The sequence below is a fragment of the Azotosporobacter soli genome (assembly GCF_030542965.1).
GTDB lineage: Bacteria > Bacillota > Negativicutes > SG130 > SG130 > Azotosporobacter > Azotosporobacter soli.
In genome coordinates this window covers 84,551-103,685 of the sequence record NZ_JAUAOA010000009.1, presented here as the reverse complement: position 1 = coordinate 103,685, position 19,135 = coordinate 84,551, and the positions used below count along the sequence as shown (strand labels likewise).

At 48.4% G+C, this 19,135-nt stretch carries 18 protein-coding genes and 1 riboswitch; of the genes, 15 read left to right on the top strand and 3 right to left on the bottom strand.

The genetic code is table 11. The annotated features are described in order from the left end of the window. Positions 1-22: 22 nt before the first annotated feature. Positions 23-1,480 carry an IS1182 family transposase gene (locus QTL79_RS10335; protein ID WP_346354798.1) on the bottom strand — a complete coding sequence of 486 codons (1,458 nt, stop codon included), beginning with the start codon at positions 1,478-1,480 and terminating at the stop codon, positions 23-25. Positions 1,481-1,753: 273 nt separating this feature from the next. After that, positions 1,754-1,937, top strand: a riboswitch (cobalamin riboswitch). 115 nt (positions 1,938-2,052) lie between these two features. On the opposite strand from QTL79_RS10335, the gene cobI reads away from it, so the two are divergent. The 8 genes from cobI to QTL79_RS10295 all read left to right on the top strand — a co-directional run bounded on the left by cobI (position 2,053) and on the right by QTL79_RS10295 (position 9,002). Next, the gene (cobI, locus tag QTL79_RS10330; RefSeq protein WP_346354898.1) at positions 2,053-2,760 is read left to right on the top strand and encodes a precorrin-2 C(20)-methyltransferase; all 708 of its coding nucleotides are present in this window, start codon (positions 2,053-2,055) and stop codon (positions 2,758-2,760) included. Positions 2,761-2,789: 29 nt separating this feature from the next. Then, a complete protein-coding gene (locus QTL79_RS10325; protein ID WP_346354897.1) occupies positions 2,790-3,587 on the top strand; it encodes a sirohydrochlorin cobaltochelatase in 798 nt (265 codons plus the stop codon). A gap of 75 nt (positions 3,588-3,662) precedes the next feature. Then, complete coding sequence (locus tag QTL79_RS10320) at positions 3,663-4,625, top strand: ABC transporter substrate-binding protein (RefSeq protein ID WP_346354896.1); 963 nt, start codon at positions 3,663-3,665, stop codon at positions 4,623-4,625. Beyond that, positions 4,615-5,607: a FecCD family ABC transporter permease gene (locus QTL79_RS10315; RefSeq protein WP_346354895.1), complete on the top strand. Its 993-nt coding sequence runs from the start codon at positions 4,615-4,617 to the stop codon at positions 5,605-5,607. Before QTL79_RS10320 ends, QTL79_RS10315 begins: the two co-directional genes overlap by 11 nt. After that, on the top strand, positions 5,607-6,392 hold the full coding sequence (locus tag QTL79_RS10310) for an ABC transporter ATP-binding protein (RefSeq protein ID WP_346354894.1): 786 nt from the start codon (positions 5,607-5,609) through the stop codon (positions 6,390-6,392). The genes QTL79_RS10315 and QTL79_RS10310 overlap by 1 nt, the downstream gene beginning before the upstream one ends. Before the next feature lie 4 nt (positions 6,393-6,396). Next, complete coding sequence (locus QTL79_RS10305; RefSeq protein ID WP_346354893.1) at positions 6,397-7,236, top strand: ABC transporter ATP-binding protein; 840 nt, start codon at positions 6,397-6,399, stop codon at positions 7,234-7,236. Further along, on the top strand, positions 7,236-7,976 hold the full coding sequence (locus QTL79_RS10300) for an ABC transporter permease (protein ID WP_346354892.1): 741 nt from the start codon (positions 7,236-7,238) through the stop codon (positions 7,974-7,976). Before QTL79_RS10305 ends, QTL79_RS10300 begins: the two co-directional genes overlap by 1 nt. Before the next feature lie 93 nt (positions 7,977-8,069). Continuing rightward, positions 8,070-9,002 carry a metal ABC transporter solute-binding protein, Zn/Mn family gene (locus QTL79_RS10295; protein WP_346354891.1) on the top strand — a complete coding sequence of 311 codons (933 nt, stop codon included), beginning with the start codon at positions 8,070-8,072 and terminating at the stop codon, positions 9,000-9,002. Positions 9,003-9,059: 57 nt separating this feature from the next. On the opposite strand, the gene QTL79_RS10290 is transcribed toward QTL79_RS10295, so the two are convergent. Then, positions 9,060-9,740, bottom strand: a complete 681-nt coding sequence (locus QTL79_RS10290) for a heparan-alpha-glucosaminide N-acetyltransferase (RefSeq protein WP_346354890.1) — start codon at positions 9,738-9,740, stop codon at positions 9,060-9,062. Positions 9,741-9,911: 171 nt separating this feature from the next. Here QTL79_RS10290 and clpB point away from each other — a divergent pair, with 171 nt between their 5' ends. Further along, positions 9,912-12,461 carry an ATP-dependent chaperone ClpB gene (clpB, locus tag QTL79_RS10285; RefSeq protein WP_346354889.1) on the top strand — a complete coding sequence of 850 codons (2,550 nt, stop codon included), beginning with the start codon at positions 9,912-9,914 and terminating at the stop codon, positions 12,459-12,461. Between the two features lie 47 nt (positions 12,462-12,508). Here clpB and QTL79_RS10280 read toward each other — a convergent pair whose 3' ends face one another. Next, positions 12,509-12,847: a cupin domain-containing protein gene (locus QTL79_RS10280; protein WP_346354888.1), complete on the bottom strand. Its 339-nt coding sequence runs from the start codon at positions 12,845-12,847 to the stop codon at positions 12,509-12,511. 215 nt (positions 12,848-13,062) lie between these two features. Between QTL79_RS10280 and QTL79_RS10275 the strand changes: the two genes are divergently transcribed. The 6 genes from QTL79_RS10275 (at position 13,063) to QTL79_RS10250 (ending at position 19,132) form a co-directional block, all read left to right on the top strand. Continuing rightward, positions 13,063-13,917, top strand: coding sequence for a decaprenyl-phosphate phosphoribosyltransferase (locus QTL79_RS10275; protein WP_346354887.1), 855 nt, complete (start codon positions 13,063-13,065; stop codon positions 13,915-13,917). 22 nt (positions 13,918-13,939) lie between these two features. Further along, positions 13,940-14,287 carry an SMR family transporter gene (locus tag QTL79_RS10270; RefSeq protein ID WP_346354886.1) on the top strand — a complete coding sequence of 116 codons (348 nt, stop codon included), beginning with the start codon at positions 13,940-13,942 and terminating at the stop codon, positions 14,285-14,287. 10 nt (positions 14,288-14,297) lie between these two features. Continuing rightward, a complete protein-coding gene (locus QTL79_RS10265) occupies positions 14,298-14,711 on the top strand; it encodes a divergent PAP2 family protein (protein WP_346354885.1) in 414 nt (137 codons plus the stop codon). Continuing rightward, the gene (locus tag QTL79_RS10260) at positions 14,708-16,387 is read left to right on the top strand and encodes a hypothetical protein (protein ID WP_346354884.1); all 1,680 of its coding nucleotides are present in this window, start codon (positions 14,708-14,710) and stop codon (positions 16,385-16,387) included. The genes QTL79_RS10265 and QTL79_RS10260 overlap by 4 nt, the downstream gene beginning before the upstream one ends. After that, the gene (locus QTL79_RS10255) at positions 16,374-17,942 is read left to right on the top strand and encodes a DUF4127 family protein (protein ID WP_346354883.1); all 1,569 of its coding nucleotides are present in this window, start codon (positions 16,374-16,376) and stop codon (positions 17,940-17,942) included. Before QTL79_RS10260 ends, QTL79_RS10255 begins: the two co-directional genes overlap by 14 nt. A gap of 107 nt (positions 17,943-18,049) precedes the next feature. Continuing rightward, positions 18,050-19,132, top strand: coding sequence for an HD-GYP domain-containing protein (locus QTL79_RS10250; protein ID WP_346354882.1), 1,083 nt, complete (start codon positions 18,050-18,052; stop codon positions 19,130-19,132). Positions 19,133-19,135: the final 3 nt, after the last annotated feature.

Here is a 19,135-nt window from a genome sequence, read left to right as displayed (position 1 = left end):
CAGACCGTCGACAAAATGCACTTTACGCAAAGCGTAAGGTGCATTTTTCAATTTCAGTTATCCAATTTTCACTGCAAAAACGCAGTTTTTCGAAAAAACGTTGAAAAACAGGCGGTAATATACCCCTGCGTTTCTTCCAGGTCGCCAGTTTTTTCAGATTCATGCATGCAAAAGTAAGCGTCACCTGCATTTTCACTTTCTGCAGGCCACGCAGTTGCGTATAGCGCATTGCATGCTTTTCTTTTGCATCTGCAAAGACACGCTCAATTGTTTGCGAGCGCAATTTGTAAATATCGCGATATATCGGCATGTGCCGATACTCATCAGCAAGTTCCAGATAGGATTCCCATACATGCCTTTGGACTTGCTTTTGATGCGCTTTGCTCTGCGTGCATTGCTCTAAATGCGGACACACTTTGCATTGTTTTGCATCGCTTTTATATTCTTGATATCCTTCACGATTCGTCGTACTGTAGCCAAGCGCCTGGTTGCCAGGGCAAATCATGCATTCATAATATTCATCATATACGTATTCATATTTCTTGAAGAACCCTTCTTTTGTCATAGGACGCTTGTAGGGAACGACAGGAATTCGGCCACTGTCGATAATTTGTTTCATAATCCAGGGCGTTTTGTAGCCCGCATCGACGGCAACGGTTTCGGTTTCAGGGAAATAACTGACGACTCGTTCATACAGTTCATCAAACAATCGACTGTCATTAACATTGCCCGCTGCGACTTCGTATCCTAATATGAAGTTATGCCGGTCACAAGCCGTGTTGGTTACGTAGGCAAAGCATTTTTCATGCTCGCCTTTATGAAACAAGCCGCTTTCCGGATCCGTCGTACTTTGCGTGATGGTTTTACCTTGCGGCGGATTTTCATCGTCGTCTTTATCTTTTAACCGTTTCTTGCCATGGTTTTCGCGATCGGCTTGAATTTCCGCATTCAGTTCATCTTGATATTGCTTGGCCGGAATCGGCACAAACACTTTTGCGCTTTTCTTTTTGTTGGCTCGTGCTTTGATATGGGTTCCGTCAATGAATACGGAACTTGCATCAATGAAACCGCAGTTTACTGCTTCGTACAGGATGCGCATAAAGATCCGCTCAAACACATCGCTTCCTTGAAAACGCCGGGTATAATTCTTGCCGAAGGTTGAAAAGTGCGGGACTTTTTCGGTAAGGCCGTATCCGATAAACCAGCGGTAAGCCATATTTACTTCAATTTCTTTCATGGTTTGACGCATGCTACGAATGCCGAACAGGTATTGAATCAGTACGATCTTAAACAGACTCACCGGATCAATTCCTGGTTTGCCTCGTTCGGAGTCGCTATATAAACCGTCGACTTCGTCGTAGATGAAGCGAAAATCGATGGCTCGTTCAATGTCTCGTAATATATGATCTTTCGGTACTAAATCTTCTAAGCAGAAGAATTCAATTTGGCTTTGTTGACTTCGATCTTTTTTCTCGTACATAAAATCACTCCCGCTAATGATTTTATCATATCATTAGCGGGAGTGGAGATTTGTCTACAGTCTGAGGAAAACAGACGGCATTGCCGTCTGTTTTCCTTTTTAAGTGAACGAAGTCCGAGATGTGGTTTACATGGGGAGAAAGTAAAATCTGTCAAGCAAGGATATTGTGCAAAAATGGTGAAAAGGTGTGCATCTGCTAAAGCGACGTAATCTTTGGAGGAGAAACGATGGGGCATGCCTTTACAAGGACGCTGCGATGACGTACAATAACAAATAAGTGCATAAGGTGTAGGTGCCCTACGGGGCTTAATAGGGAAGACCGGTGTGATTCCGGCGCGGTCCCGCCACTGTAATGGGGAGTGAACCCAGGTTGTACCACTGAAGCCGTTTGGTTTTGGGAAGGGCTGGGGAAACGATGAGCCAAAGCCAGGAGAACTGCCTATACGACAATCACCGTTATTACCTACGAGCGATAGGGAGGGGATTTCGTACAGGCATTTTGTGTACGATTTCCCAACACGCTTGTGTTGGGATTTTTCATTTGCAAACGCAGGAAAGGATTGGTGGCAAGTATGGCTGGTATATTTTATGGTGTGGGCGTTGGCCCAGGAGATCCGCAACTATTGACGCTAAAAGCGGTCGAAGTCATTAAAGAGGCAGATGTGATTATTGCGCCGAAAACGGAGAAAAAAGAGGATAGTACGGCATTGTCGATCGCACGCCCCTATTTAAAAAAAGATGTGGAAGTGTTAAAACTTGTCTTTCCGATGATTAACGATAGCGAACGATTAGCGTTGGCTTGGGAAGATAATAAGAACGCAATTCTCGAACAATTGCAGGCAGGCAAGAAAGTTGTATTTCTGACGCTGGGCGACCCGATGTTTTTTAGCACGTATATGTATGTTTATCGTTTGTTAAAAGACTGCGGCTTTGCAATCGAAACGATTCCTGGCGTGCCTGCGTTTTGCGCGATGGGAAGCCGATTGGGTTTACCTTTGGCGGAAGGCAATGACGTCATGTGCATCGTGCCGGCTACAATGCAAGAGCAGGAACTCGACAAAATTTTGGAAACTGCCGATAATGTCGTATTGATGAAGGTGTATAAAAATTTTAAGCAGATCAGAGCGGGCTTAAAAAAGTACGGTTTCAGCGATAACGCGGTTATGGTCAGTAAATGCGGTTTGCCGGATGAAGTCATCAGTTATGATTTGAACGAAGTGGATGAAACATCAGTCAACTACTTGTCAACAATTTTGGCGAAAAAACATCCGTTGGGCTAGATAATAATTGGCGGAAGGAAGTGAGGCGCATGATACGCCAGACGAAAGCGATGGTCGTAGTCAGTTTTGGCACTACGCTTGCTTCTGCGCGAAAAACCTGCATTGAAAGTATTGAAAGAGATATGCGTCAATCCTTTCCGCAATATGATCATTACCGCGTTTTTACGTCGCAATTTGTCAGACGACGCCTTGCGTCAGAAGGAATTGAAGCGCCGAGCCTGGAAGAAGTATTAAAACAATTGCAGCAAGACGGTTATCAAGAGGTTTTAGTCCAGGTGACGCATGTTACTGCAGGACAAGAATTTTCAGATAAGGTTATTGCGGTCCTCGAACGGTGCAAGGGGATGTTTGCGACATTGCGAATCGGTCGGCCATTATTGGAAAGACCGGAAGATTATACGGCACTCGTAGCCGCGCTGCAAGAGCAGATCGAGAATTTGGCGCAGGGGCAGGCATTACTTTTGATGGGGCATGGCTCGCCCAACCGTGAAAATCCGGCATATGAGAGGCTCCAGCAAGAATTTGATAAGGGTAGTGAACAAGTGGTCGTTGGAGCATTAGAAGAGAATTGTCATCCCAACTTGGACGATGCGATCAAACTCTTGTTGCAGCGACGTGTTTGCAAGGTGAAACTGTTGCCATTGCTGCTGGTCTGCGGCGACCATGTGCTGAGGGACATGCTCGGAGCGCAAGCGGAGTCTTGGTTGAATCAGCTGCGTACGGCAGGATTCGAGGTTGAATTTGAGAAAACAGGCTTGGGCGAAAGAGTTGCGGTTCGCAATCTGTATATACAACACGCACGTGATGCGTTGACCGAGGCTGAATGAATAAGTGACCTGCATTTGTTGCCGGATAGTATATCCGGCCTTTGCCATTTCAAGTGGATGGGAGAAAAATGTGAAATGAGTATATGGATGAAAAAAACGGCATTGTTACTCGTTTTATTCGTAGTCATCGGTGTAGGTGGGTGCGGTGGCGCAAAGCAGGCGGAAAACAAGAATGCGTTTGCTGTCATCGCGGATGACAGCGGGCGACAGGTTGAACTGAAGCAAAGGCCGCAACGCATTGTTGTTTTATCAACCTCTTTGTTGGAGACGTTGTATGCTGCCGGTGGACAAGCGGTTGGCAAGCCGAATTCTCGGAATGCGCCGCCGATTTCCGGCACGGAAAATTTGCCGGAGATCGGCTATGTCTACAATGTAAATACGGAGCAGATACTCGGCTTGAAACCGGATCTTGTCATTGGTTTTCAGGGGATTCACGAAAAGCTCGTTCCCCTGTTTGAAGGGAGTCATATTCCGGTTTTGCTGCTGAAGATTAAAACTTATGATGATTTGAAACGTCAAATTGCTCTGCTCGGCAGAATTGCCGGCAGTGAAACTCAGGCCGAAGCTGTGGTCGGTGCGATGGAAGAACAGCTTAAAACTGTGCAGAATAAATTGCCGGAACAGGGCAAAAAAATCGTGATTTTGCATGCGACGGCTAAGAGTGTTACGGTAGAGCTTGAGAACAGCGTTGCGGGTAATATTGCAGCGCTATTGAAACTGCGCAATATTGCCTCGGGTTCATCGCCGATTGAAACCGGCGGTGATATGACTCCATACAGTTTGGAAAAATTAGTTGCGAGCGATCCTGATTTGGTTTTGGTAGTGACGATGGGAAGCAATACGGCTGATATTGAAAAGCGGATGCGTCAGGATGTCAGTGATAATCCGGCGTGGTCTTCGCTGCGGGCTGTAAAAGATGGGAGGATTGTCTTTTTGCCATCTGAATTGTTTCAATTGAATCCGGGCCTACAGTTTCCGGAGGCGGTAAAATATCTTGCAAAAGAGGTCTATCCGGAGGTATATGGAAATGCCCGATAAAGAGCGGCGGAAGTGGCGGATTTTACTGATCGGATTGTTCGTCGTAATAGCCATAGGCGGCTTTGTGGCCAGTTTGAGCAAAGGTGCAGTTGTCGTTAGTCATTCTGAAATTATCAATGCGCTTTTTTCCCACGGAGTGACAGGCAATCAAAGTCAAATTATCTGGAATATACGATTGCCGCGTGCGTTAGTCGCTATTTTAGTCGGTATTCATCTTTCGCTGGCCGGAGCTTTGCTGCAAGGCGTTATGCGAAATCCGTTGGCTGATCCTCATATTATCGGCGTTTCATCGGGAGCTGGTTTAGCTGGCGTGATCATCTTGGTCTTGTTTCCTCACCAAGAATATCTGGTGACGCCGGTCGCCTTCCTTGGCGCGTTGGCGGCAGCGGGGCTGATTTATTTGCTGGCCTGGAAGGGGAGCATTAAGCCGACACGGATCATTTTGGCCGGCGTTGCCGTTTCGGCTTTCCTGAATGCAGGGATTTCCTCGCTGTTGGTCTTTTTCAGCGACCGGGTTCATGGCGCGCTGATGTGGATGGTCGGTGGTTTGGCTGCACGCAGTTGGCCGCATGTGGAACTTCTTTGGCCTTATACGCTAGTTGGCTGTTTGTTAGCGCTGACAGCGGCTTCGCGTCTCAACTTGCTAAGCCTCGGCGATGAAATGGCTCGTGGTCTTGGAATTCGAGTGGAGGCGTCACGTCTTTGGCTGACGGCACTGGCAGCCCTCTTAGCGGCCAGCGCCGTCAGCGTCGTTGGTTTGCTGGGCTTTGTCGGCTTGATTGTACCACACGGCGCGCGTCTGTTGGTTGGGTCAGATTATCGCTATTTGCTTCCGGCGTCGGCTTGCCTCGGCGCGGCGGTGATGACTTGGAGCGATTTGGCGGCGCGTACATTGTTTTCGCCGGTAGAGATTCCGGTCGGGATCATTATGGCGTTGGCTGGTGCGCCGTTTTTCCTCTATTTGTTAAGGAGGGAAGCGTAATGAATCTGCTCTATGGTGAGAATATAGACGTGCGATTCGGCGAACAGCAGATATTGGATCGGGTGAGTGTCCAATTGCCGGAAGGAGCAATTACTGCCATCGTCGGCCCAAACGGTTCGGGAAAGAGCACGTTATTACGTGCTCTTTCAAGAAGCGTTAGGCTGCAAAACGGTACGATCTGTTTTGCGGGACGTGATATCAGTGCAATCAAGCGAAACGTCTTGGCGCAGGAAATGGCGGTCTTGCCGCAAAGTCCGCTTGCGCCGCCTGATCTGACTGTGCGCGATCTGGTCGAATATGGCCGATATCCGCATCGACGCTGGTGGCGTCGTGGAGATGAAAGAGACGCGGGCATTGTGAATGACGCAATGCGGCAAACGGGAGTTCATGCGATGTCAGAGCGTTTAGTCAATACGCTGTCCGGCGGTGAACGTCAACGGGTTTGGATTGCGATGGCGCTTGCACAGCAGCCGAAGCTGCTGCTGTTGGATGAACCGACGACCTATTTAGATATCAGTCATCAACTGGAAATAATGGAACTGTTGGCAAAGCTGAATCGTGAGCAGGGACTCACGGTAGGTATGGTAATTCATGATATTAATCATGCAGTGAACTATGCGCAAAATATCGTTGTACTGAAAGAAGGTCGGATTGCGCTGGCGGGCATACCGCAGACCGTAATTGAGCCTGGTTTGCTGCGCAATGTGTTTGGCGTGGAAAGTGAACTGGCAATCACGCAGGAGGGCAGGACACAGGTGATGATTACCGGCTTATGTAAGGGGTGAGTCCATGATTCAAATTAACAACTTAGTTAAAAGGTATGGCAACCGGACAGCAGTAGACGGACTGAGTCTTAGCATTTCAGATGGTGAGATCTTTGGTTTGCTTGGGCCGAATGGAGCTGGCAAGACAACGACGATCCGAATGCTAACGATGCTTACGCAGCCTTCGGCAGGCTCGATTCAAATAAAAGACTGTCCGCTGGATAGCGATGACCAACAGGTAAAGAGTCTGATTGGCGTTGTGCCGCAGCATTTGAATCTTGATGGCGATCTGACTGCGCGTGAAAATTTGGACCTGCATGGTAGGTTGCATCATATGCCTTCTGCAGAGCGGAAAGAGCGAATTGCAGAACTTCTTGCCTATGTGGAACTGGCAGATCGAGCCGAAGATATGGTCAGCACGTTTTCTGGGGGAATGAAACGACGCTTGATGATTGCGCGTGCACTCTTGCATCGGCCCAAGGTATTGTTTCTTGATGAACCGACAGTTGGTCTTGATCCGCAGGTGCGTCGCCGCTTGTGGGATTTAATTCGCAAATTGAAAGGCGAAGGTCTGACGGTGCTTTTGACGACGCATTACATTGAAGAGGCGGAACACCTTTGCCAACGCGTTGCGATTTTGGATAAAGGAAAGCTGATTGCACTCGATACGCCGGAACAGTTATGCTGCCGCGTTGGCGCTTATGTAGTGGAACGGGAAACGGAAGAAGGTTTGCAGGGCGAATTCTTTTCGACACGTGCGCAAGCGACCGCGTTTGCAGCCACGCTGACGACGACAACAACGGTACGGCGTTCTAATCTGGAAGACGTTTTTGTCGAATTGACGGGACGGAAGGTGGTGGGCTGATGCTGCAGGATGTCTGGACGGTTTTCTGGCGTGACTGGTTGGTTTTGAAACGACGCATTGGACGCTACATTTTATCGCGTATGATTTCACCGATCTTGTACCTAGTGGCGTTTGGCTGGGGACTGGGGCGCAGTATGGCGTTCGGCCAGGAAAGTTATCTCGATTTTATCGTGCCTGGAATTATTGCCTTAAACTCAATGAACATTAGCTTTAACTCTGTATCCAGTCCGCTTAATATGAGTCGCTTATACCATAAGACGCTGGAAGAATATCTGATTGCTCCTATTTCGGCAGCCTCTTTCGTTTTTGGGAAAGTGCTGTCAGGTGCATTGCGAGGTTTGATTTCAACAAGTGTGATCATTGTACTGGCCTATTTGTTTGGTGCACATTTTTCAGTGAATTTATTTTTTCTTGGTGCGCTGCTGCTGAATTGCCTGCTCTTTGCCTCGTTAGCGGTGGTGGCTGCAATGAAAATGGGCTCACATGAAGAAATGGCCAATTTTAACACCTATGTGCTATTGCCGATGTCATTTCTGTGCGGTACGTTTTTCAAAACGGATCATTTGCCGCTTGCCTTTCGTTATATAATTGAAATGTTGCCGTTGACGCACGCCAGTTATGCTTTGCGTAGCGCGGCATTAGGCGGCGAGGTCGGCTATATTTCACTAGTAGTCATGTTTGCATATCTTTTAATATTTACCTTCTGGGGCGTTCAGTTATTGAAAAAAGTGCGCGAGTAATCGTGCACTTTTTTTATTTTAACGGTTGCTTTTTTCTAGAGCATTCTATATTATGATAATTAATAATAATATTCTTAATAACGAGGTGACTTTATGAAAAAAATTACGAGCATAACGCTCTTGTTGCTCTTAGTGATGATGTTTGGCGGTTGCAGCAGCAAAGATGCGAAAGACAATGCTGCACCGGGTATTAAAGTTTTGACGACCGTTTATCCGGTTTACGAGTTTGCCAGGCTGGTTGGCGGCGATAAAGTTTCGGTCGAGATGCTCTTGCCGCCGGGAGCGGAACCGCATGATTGGGAACCGACCGCTAAGGATTTGGCGAAGTTGAAAGCGGCAAAAATATTTCTTTACCATGGTGCAGGGCTTGAACCGACCGATAAATTGCTGACTAAAGATGTCTTGGGAGAGACGAAAGCTGTTGAAGTCAGCAGTGGTCTGAGTCGGCTGACGAAAGAACATGCGGATGAGAATGCGGCAGGACACAACCATAGCAGCGATGCTGCGGAAGATCCTCACTTGTGGCTTGATCCGGCCAATGCGAAGCTTGAAGTAAAAACGATTGCTGCGGCATTGGCGGCGGTTGATCCGGCTAATGCGACTTATTATCAACAACGGGCAGAACAATATAATGCGGAACTGACAAAGCTGGATGAGGAATATCGCAATACACTCGCCAAAACAGCGCGCAAAGAGCTGGTAACGACGCATAGTGCGTTTGCTTATCTGGCGAAAGAATATGGTCTGACGCAGGTTGGAATCATGGGGCTGTCTCCGGAGGCTGAACCGACGATGGAGAAATTGCGTGAGGTTGCTGCTTTTTGCCGTGCGCATCAGGTGAAGGTGATTTTCTTTGAAAGTCAGGCCAACCCTAAAGTGGCTGCAACGATTGCCAAAGAGACCGGTGCGCAAGCGGTACAGCTTAATCCGTTGGAAAGCCTGACGGAAAGTGAAATGAAAGAAGGAAAAAATTATCTTAGTGTGATGCGCGATAATCTGTCAAAACTGCATAATGCATTGCAATAGCAATAAAGAGTGAGGCTTTAAGTGAGCATTTTCAATGCTTACTTAAAGCCTCACTCTTTATTGACGCAAGGAAAATGCACAGGTTAATAAGACGAGCAGCAATGGTTGATGCAGCAGATATATTGCTAGTGCATGGCGACCGAGAAAATGAAGCGGTGTATCAGGCGGCGATTGAACGAAAAAGGAGCGGTGAGCCGGATAAAAAAAACTTCCTCCTGCCATGCCGAGTAGAAATAGGCCGAACCAAGGAAGGAGCGGATAATAGTCAAGTGTAGCAAAGCTGGCGGGGGGATAGCCGAGCGGCAGCAGCCAGCTTTGACGCAGCCAGTTGTTGCCGGGCCAAAAGTTTCCAAGCAATAGGATGAAAAAGCCAAGTATGCTTTGTTGCCAAACGTTGTAGTGACGTAAAAAGGAAGCAAAGAGCAAACTGCTGCCGAGTAAGTGCAAAATGCCGAAACGGATGTAAGTTGTCGGTTCATAAAAGTAAGTCACCACTGTTATTGTGAGGCCCCAGGATAAAACGTGCAAACCATGGCGAAACGGATTGCGACTGAAATGAGTGCTGATTCCTGCAATGAAAATAAAGAGGCAAGCAGACAGTTTGCCGATGAGAAAGAAAAAGCCGTTTTGATAATCTAGCGGCACGGCAAAAAAATCGTGCAAGTCGACGATAAAGTGAAAGGCTATCATCAAGAGCACGGCTAGGCCGCGTAAAAAGTCGATTTCCCAGATTCGCATTCCGTGGCCATCCTTTCGTGTTCTTAAAACTAAATCTGATTTATTATAGTATAGTAAAATAAGAGTTAAAATAAAAGTCAAACATCAAATCTGACTGTTTGACTTTTTGACTATAACTTGATAATATGAATTTAAAAGATGTTTTAATGCGGATGAGCGGAGGCGATATTGATGGAACACGAAAAATACGAACCGGAAGCATTGGCGGCAATACAAGCGGCGCAGCAAGCGGCGGCGCTGCGTTATCACCAGGAGGTCAGCACGCGCCACTTGCTCTGGGGGTTGTTACAGCCAAGTGAGGGGCGGCTTCAAGAACTCATAAAGAGGGCGGGCGGCGACGCCGCTGCTTTACAAAGTGGAATAAGTGAACTGCTCGGCAAACAACCGTCGGTACGTGGCCAGGAAAGCAGGTTATATTATACACCTTCCTTGCTGCGTGTGATGGGCTTAGCGGAAAAAAGCGCAGCAAAGGGAAATGCACTTGTTGAAGTTGAAGATTTACTTTTAGCGACAGTAGAAGATGGCGACAGCGATGTGGTTGAGTTGTGCCGCGCGAAAGGGTTGCAAAAAAAAGAACTGTTAAAAGCATTAAATGAGCTGCGCAGTCAGGACGGCGGAGCTGGCGAGAGAAAAGCGCTGCAAAAGTATGCGCGTGATCTTACCGCAGCGGCGCGTGATGGCAAGTTGGATCCGGTGATCGGCAGGGAAGAGGAAATACGGCGTGTGATGGAAATCCTCTCGCGTCGTACCAAGAATAACCCGGTGTTGATTGGTGAGCCCGGCGTAGGTAAAACGGCAATTGTGGAAGGGCTAGCCCGCCGAATAGTTGCCGGGGACGTACCGGATTCGCTGCGCGACAAAATCCTCTTTTCGCTTGATTTAAGCGGTTTGCTGGCTGGGGCAAAATATCGCGGTGAATTTGAGGAACGGTTGAAGTCTGTTCTGTCTGAGGTCAGTCAATCGGCTGGGCAAGTCTTGCTCTTCATCGATGAACTCCATACTGTAGTCGGCGCTGGAGCGGCGGAAGGAGCAATGGATGCGGGTAATATTCTGAAACCGATGTTGGCGCGCGGTGAACTGCGCTGTATCGGCGCGACTACGTTGGCAGAGTATCGCAAACATATCGAAAAGGACGCTGCGCTGGAGAGACGCTTTCAACCTGTCATGGTTGCGCAGCCGGATGTAGAGGCTACGGTATCGATTCTGAGAGGACTGAAAGAGCGCTATGAAGTTCATCATGGCGTTCGAATTAAAGATGCGGCGCTAGTTGCGGCCGCGCTGCTGTCGGATCGTTATATTGCCGATCGATTCTTGCCGGATAAGGCGATTGACTTGGTCGATGAAGCGGCTGCACGGCTGCGAACAGAGATTGACTCTTTGCCGAGCGAACTCGATGAATTGCAGCGTCGCGTATTGCAACTTGAAATCGAGGAGCAGGCTTTAAAGCAGGAAGATGATGCAGGAAACAAGGGAAAGTTGACGGAATTGCAAACAGAGTTAGCCAGTTTGCGTGGGCAGACTGAATTGTTGCGCGGCAAATGGGAAGCAGAAAAACAGGCGATTTTACGTCTGCGTTCACTGCAAAAAGAGGTCGAGCAGGTCAAGACTGAAATGGAACAGGCAGAGCGGTTGTATGATTTGAATCGTCTGGCAGAACTCAAATATGGACGGCTGCCGGAATTGGAGCGGAGATTGAAGGAGGAAGAGAACGCACGTACGGAACAGGCATTGTTAAAAGAAGAAGTCGGCGAAGAAGACATTGCTAAGGTTGTTAGCCGCTGGACCGGTATTCCGGTTCAACGAATGTTAGCTGGCGAGCGTGATAAGTTGCTTCGTTTGCCGGAAATTTTGCATCAGCGCGTTGTTGGTCAGGAAGCGGCGGTGCAGGCTATCTGTGAAGCGGTGTTGCGCGCGCGTGCCGGCATCAAGGACCCTAACCGTCCGATTGGCTCGTTTATCTTTCTTGGTCCGACCGGCGTAGGTAAGACGGAATTGGCGAAGGCGTTGGCCGAGGCTTTGTTTGATGATGAACGCAGTCTGATTAGGCTGGATATGAGCGAGTATATGGAAAAACATGCGGTGGCCAGATTGATTGGCGCGCCGCCGGGTTATATCGGACATGATGAAGGCGGTCAGCTGACGGAGGCTGTGCGCCGCAAACCGTATGCAGTACTCCTACTGGATGAGGTGGAGAAGGCGCACCCTGATGTTTTCCATGTGCTGCTGCAGATTCTCGACGACGGACGACTCACTGACAGTAAAGGTCGTACGGTTGATTTTAAGAATACGGTGATTATTATGACCTCCAATCTGGGGTCGAGTGAGATTTTGCGCCAATCAGGACAGATGGCTCCGGAAGCGGTTCTCGATATGCTTAAAGATTTCTTTCGGCCAGAATTCTTGAACCGGATTGATGATGTCGTAATCTTTAAAGCGTTGAGCCAAGAAGAGGTGACGGCGATTAGCGAATTGTTGATGGTTGGTTTAGCCAAGCGGGCCGAACGCCAAGTCGGTGTTAAATTGACATGGTCAGACGAAGTTACTTCTTATCTGGCAACTGCCGGCTATGATCCGTTGTTCGGGGCCAGGCCGTTGAAACGCTTGATCAGTCGATCCGTGGAAACAGTGCTTAGTCGCCGTTTGCTTGAAGGAGACGTGAGGGAAGGCGATCAGTTAGCTATCCGGTTAAAAGACGGTGTCATTGCAGTAGAAAAAATATAACGAAAAAGTCCCTTCAGAAGCTAGTCTGAGGGGACTTTTTTGTTATATTATTTTTTTACCAGGATTAGCAGCATTTTGAAATTTTCTACGGCTTCGAGTCCGTGCGGAATATCGGCCGGCATGATGACGCTTTCGCCACTTTTTGCCAGCAGTTTTTGCTCGCCTACGCTGATTTCAGCTTGGCCGTCCAAGATATAGACCATCGCATCGCCCGGGGCGGAATGGGTGCTGACGCCTTCACCTTTGGCAAAAGCGAATAACGTTAGCGTTAAGGCTTCATTTTGTACTAACGTCAGGCTGACTACACGGCCGTTTTGATAATCGACCATACCGGACAGCGATAAGGCTTGGCTGAAAGGGATGTTTTTGATGAAAGTTTTGTTCATGCGAGTTTTGCCTCCTTACAATAAAGTTATTAACTGTCTTTAGATTAACATGACGGAGCGGCAAAGAATGTGATGCGAGTCACTCTGCTTAGTGAAAATGGTAATTTTTACACTTTCCCATGCTGGATTTTTTTAGTATACTAAAGGATAGGTGTTTTTTGCAAAATGGAAGGAAGCGTGCAATTTTCATACTATGAGTATAGGGCGGTATCAAAATGGTATTCTTAGAAGTTTTGCGGCCTAAACAATGGACAAAAAATGTTCTGGTTTTTGCGGCGCTGTTGTTTTCGGTTAAGTCAGCTACAATGGAGATGCTGTGGCGGTCAATTGCCGGATTTGCGCTTTTTTGTCTAGTATCGGGCTGTGTGTATATTTTGAATGATTATTTGGATCGTGAAGCGGATGCTGCGCATCCGGAAAAATGCCGTAGGCCAATGGCGTCAGGACGCTTGCAGCCGCAGGCAGGGTTGATTTTCGGTTTATTGCTTGCGGCGGCTTCGCTATATGCCGGTTGGCGCCTCGAACCTTGGTTTGCGGCTTTGCTTGGCGCATATTTTATTGTGAATGTCGCCTACTCGTTATGGCTTAAGCATGTTGTTATTCTCGACATTATGTTGATTGCTGTCGGTTTTGTACTGCGGGCGATTGGCGGGGGGTTAGTGATCAACGTTGCCTTTACGCCTTGGTTTCTCCTGTGTACGATGTTGTTGGCATTGTTTTTGGCAATCAGCAAACGACGTCATGAACTTTATTTGCTGAGCGACGGTTGCGGACAGCATCGCCGAGTGCTGGAACAATATTCGCCGGAACTTTTAAATCAGCTTAACAGCATCGTGACGACGGCTACCATCATGAGCTACTCCCTCTTCACATTCACTTCCGGACATACGATTCAATTGATGTGGACGATTCCTATCGTGATGTATGGGATTTTCCGCTATCTCTATTTGATCCATATGGAAGGTCTGGGAGGGCGACCGGAAAAGGTATTGTTGGAAGATGTACATATCTTATCCGCTGTTACGGTCTTTGCGGCCAGCGTGCTGACGGTATTGTACTGGTTTGAATAAAAAAGTAAGGTTGGTATTCAAAATGATAAAAGAATTATGGTTTATGCTGGCATCGGTCACACTCGGCACGCTGGGCCAAATTGCATTCAAGTATGGTGCGATGGAAATGGCAAATCAGCCAGGGACGACGCTGCTCGACAAGTTGAAATGGCCGTTGGTTCTCGGCGTCGCGCTATATGGGGCTAGTACGATATTATATATTTTGGCGTTGCGTCGTCTGGAACTTAGTTTTGCCTATCCGCTGATCAGCATTGGCTATGTGTTGGTTCTCTTCGCATCATACTTTTTGTTTCACGAATCGATCACTTGGATGCGAATTAGTGGTGTTGCGTTAATCCTGGCCGGTATTACACTAGTGGCTAAATCATAAGGAGGCATTCATGATTCCCTATGTCTTAATTCCTATTGCGGCTTGGCTTGTTGCGGGCTGTGTGAAATTTCTCGTTAATTTTCTGCGTTTCGGTCGCGCCGCGTTTGCGTTGATTGGAAACGGCGGTTTTCCAAGCACCCATACTACAGTAGTTAGCAGTGCAGTTTTTTTTGTAGTCTTTAAAGAAGGCGTCAATTCGTCTGTTGCGGTAATTGCGATGGCGCTGTTGCTCGTGGTCGTGATTGATGCGATGGGATTACGCCGCGCTGTAGGGAGGCAGGCAGCTGCGCTGAATACGCATGTGTTGCGTCCGGCAGGCGAGACACCGCTGCGTGAACGACAGGGACATAAGCCGTATGAAGTGGCTGGAGGACTCTTGCTCGGATTGATGGTGGCCTGGCTTGCTGGAGGTGTTTGGCTATGATTTTACTGACCGCGCAGTTATTATTGGCCTATCTGGCGACCATTCTCTGCTTAGGCTCCACGGCGTTTCTGCTTGGCGGATCGATTGGCGGCTGGGCTGCATGGCTCGCGTTGCCGCTGGCGACTCTAGGCGTTTTTTTTCGTTTGAGGCCACGCATTGCGGTTCTTTCACAAGCGATTCTTTTCTGCCTCTTCATCATTGGCGGCGCGCTCATTATTGCTAATTTATTTTATGACGTTTCCTATGATGGAGAAGTGTATCATCAGGAAGCGATACGCCAATTGGCAAATGGCTGGAATCCTTGGCATCAATATTTGGAACGAAATATGTCGCATTCGGCGATCTTGCTGGATCATTATGCACGAGGACCTTGGATTTATGGCGCCGCGTTTTACAGTGCGACGGGGCAACTGGAGACCGGCAAGGCGGCACATTTAATATTGCTTGCAGCCGCTCTTCTATACAGCGTATCGGCATTGCGTCAAATGGGGAGCCGTTATCTGACGGCCTGGCTTATCGCGGCTGCCGTTGCACTTAACCCAGTGGCAATTTATCAAAGCCTTAGTTTTTATATTGACGGTCAGCTGGCAAGTTTGTTGCTTTGTCTTGCGGCTGCAGCAGCGCTGTATTTGAAGGGGGATCGGCGACAGGAAATTGGCATTGTTTCGGCAATCGTGCTGGCTGCCAATGTGAAATTTACCGGTATCGTATATGCGGTACTCTGGTCGGTACTCTTTTTAGCGGCTTTGTGGTTTGGACATCGGCGCGATGCGATTCGTCATTTCGTCGTTACGGCTTTGGCGGGCGGTGTATTGGGGGCGGTGGTCATTGGCTGGAATCCATATATGACAAACTTGTTTTATTATGGACATCCGTTCTATCCGCTATACGGCGCCGGCGCGAATAATATGGATATCATGACGCTCAATTTTCCAACAGGTTTTGCGCAGTTAAATATGTTGAGCAAACTTGTGATGGCAAATCTCGTCGAATCGAGCAACGGCTTCGATAATCTTGCTCCAATCCTGAAATGGCCATTTGCGCTGCGACCGGCCGAATTGGCGCCGTTCGTTTATGGTGCGGATGTCCGGTTAGGCGGGTTTGGTCCTTGGTTCAGTGGTATCGCTTTGCTGACTTTGCTGCTGTTGCCTGGCTTAGTTCGCGAAAGGAAGAGAACAAAAGCGGCGCTGCTTATGGCGCTTGCGATCTTGTTGACGGTGTTGATCAACCCGGAAGCTTGGTGGGCTCGCTATGCACCGCAAATCTGGCTGCTGCCTGCTGTAGTTGCCTGGGCTGCGTTTCAAACCGACTGCCGCTGGCAACGATTCGGCGGCGTCTTAGTCCTTGTGGCAATGGCGGTCAATATTTTCTTGGTTGGCGCTGCGTATGGGCTGGGGAATTATTATGCTACGTCAGCGTATCGGCAAGAAGCGGCGCTTCTTGCCGCGCGTCCGCAGCCCCTCAAGCTGTGGTTCGGCGTTTTCAATTCGAATGAAGTACGGATGAAAGAACTGGGTGTTCCTTTTGTCGTTGCCGATGAAGGTCCGCAGGATGACCAAATCGATTCATCCTTTCGTTATCGTTATTTGGTGGCGGTGCATAAGCAGCCTGGCATGGTGGAAATCTTTCGCGATGAAAAAGAGCGTCTGAGGAGGGTTAATAATGAAACAGAGTAAAGGTTGGCTGACAGTTTTTCTGATGACCTTGTTTATCCTAGGGATGTCGAATGTGGTGAGTGCACAAAGGATTTTGTACGTTCCGTTTGACGACCGTCCGGTTAGCTGCGAATATCCGGCTGAGACGTTGAAGGCGGCGGGCATGGATATCGTTATGCCTCCGTTATCGATGTTGGCGAGCCGTGGTCGCAATGCGGATCCGCAGCAGTTGTGGCAGTGGATTTGGCAGGAAGCGCCTGCCGCTGATGCGCTGGTGGTTTCGCAGGATGCCGTTATTTACGGCGGTTTAGTGGCCTCGCGGACGCACCAGTGGAGCGACGAGCAACTTGCCTCGCGGCTTGGCAATTATCAAAAGTTGATCGAACGCTATCCGGCCTTAAGGATCTATTTGTTCAGTACGATTATGCGTAGCCCACATGCATCGAGCGGCGGCGTCGAGCCGCCCTATTATGAACAATATGGGCCCGATATTTTTGCATTGCATGCTTTAACGGATAAGGCTGAAAGTGAAAAACTGACAACAGAGGAACAGAACTGGCTGAATTCGGTGCGGCAAAGCGTTCCGCAAGAAGTTCAACGCGATTGGGTGGAACGCCGGGAAAAAAATTATCGTATCAATCTGCAGTCAACGGCGCTGTTGCGTCAAGGCGTGTTTTCTTATATGATCCTGGGGCGTGATGACTGCTCGCCGCATTCTCGTTCGCATCAGGAAGCCCGGTGGATGAAAAAAGAAACCGCGGATCTGAAACTTAATAAATACGCAACCTTCCCGGGGGCGGATCAATTAGGTTTGCTGATGTTGACGCGGGCGGTTAATGACATGACGTTCACGATTCCGTCGGTGCGTGCTTTTTATGCGGAAGGCATTGGCGAACAAACGGTGCCATCCTATGAAGATACGCCGGTTGGCGAAAATGTACGTAATCATCTTTGGGCAGCGGGTTGTCTGCCTTTGCAATATTCGAGCAAAGCTGATTTGACGCTGGCTGTGAACACTCCATATGATGGGTGGACGAGAGAGGCTGGTCGTACGGACAATGTAAAGGTTGCAAGTCAAACCGTAAGTCGATTTGCCAATCGTGTGGCCGACGGCGTACGCGCGGGCGATAAAATTGCGATTGCCGATATTTCTTTCGCCAATGGTTCTGACAACGCGCTGATGGAAGAGTTGGCGAAAAAAAATACGTTAACAGGGCTAGAAGCTTATTCGGGTTGGAACACCGCCAGCAACACGATCGGTTATGCGATTGGCCAAGGCGTGCTTGCGTCACATATGCTGCCGGAAGCGAAACATCGCTTATTGACGGTACGCTTGCTTGATGATTGGGCATATCAGGCGAATGTCCGACAGGATTTGTTGGCGAAGGTGCTGGAACCGGCGGGGCATAGTAATGTGCAGTTGGATGGAATGCGTGCGCCGCTTGCTAAACGTGCGACAACGGAATTAGCTGCTTTTGCCGCGGATCATATGCCGCAGTGGAAGCTGGAGCCTTTTACGGCGGACTTTCCCTGGAATCGAATGTTTGAGACGCATATTGAAATAAAGAAGCCTTGATTTTTTAAGTAAAAAAACAAAAGGAAGACGATAGAATCGTCTTCCTTTTGTGTATATAATGGAGAGGAAACGATTTACCGTTTAGGCGGTTTATTAGGGAGGACATAGTGGGACACGGCTATATGATTCGCAAGGTGCTTCTCAAGGAAATCCTTCCTGGCATGGAACTGGGAACTGAGGTTTTGCTTCCTGGTAACGGGAGAATGCTGGAAGAAGGTACGGTGTTGACGACCGAATTATTGGCGCGCTTTAAAAAAGGAGGGGTCGCCTCCCTCGATATAAGACAGCGGGAAGAATGGCCCGATATTTTGGCAAAATCGCTGAACGAGCCGGCGGAAAAGAAACGCTTTATGTCGGTGTACATGGAGACAGTCCAATCGGTGAAGGATGCGTTCCAAGATATGCGGGTATGTGAGCGTTTGTCGATGGATGAAATGGAGCGTCTTGTGCAAGGCATGATTTTACCAATGCTGAACTATCGCGGCATTATTCATAATTTGTACGAGCTGCATGCTTGTGATGAATATACGTTCCATCATTCCGTAAAAGTTGCGCTTCTTTGCGGCGTAATTGGCAAATGGATGGGCTATGAGGAGGAGGCGATTTGTCAATTGTCTTTGGCGGGTTTGCTGCATGATGTTGGGAAATCAAGAATACCACTGGAACTACTGACAAAACCGGGCAAACTTACTCCGGCTGAGATGGCGATTATGCAGCAACATGTAACAAAAGGCTATGAGCTGCTGCAAAAAAGCGGTGTCATCGTTGCCTGGCCGGTTGCCTGCGCCGTATTGCAACACCATGAACGAATGGATGGCAGTGGTTACCCGCATAGAACATGCGGTGGAGAGCTTCATCCCTATGCGAAAATTGTTGCGGTTGCAGATGTGTATGATGCAATGACGTCAGACCGTGTCTATCGGAAACGCCATACCCCGTTTAAGGTGTTGAAAACTTTGACGGAAGAGATGTTTGGCAAATTAGACCCGGATGTCTGCACGACATTTATGAATAATATCCGCGACTATCTGATCGGTAATCGCGTCAAGCTTAGTGATGGTCGACTCGCGGAAGTGGTGGCTTTGCATCATCCGATGGCGACTAGGCCGGTAGTTAGAACGCAAGCCGGCGATTTTATCGATTTAGAAAGCGAAAAAAATATTGTGATTATAGAAATCATAAATGACTGATGT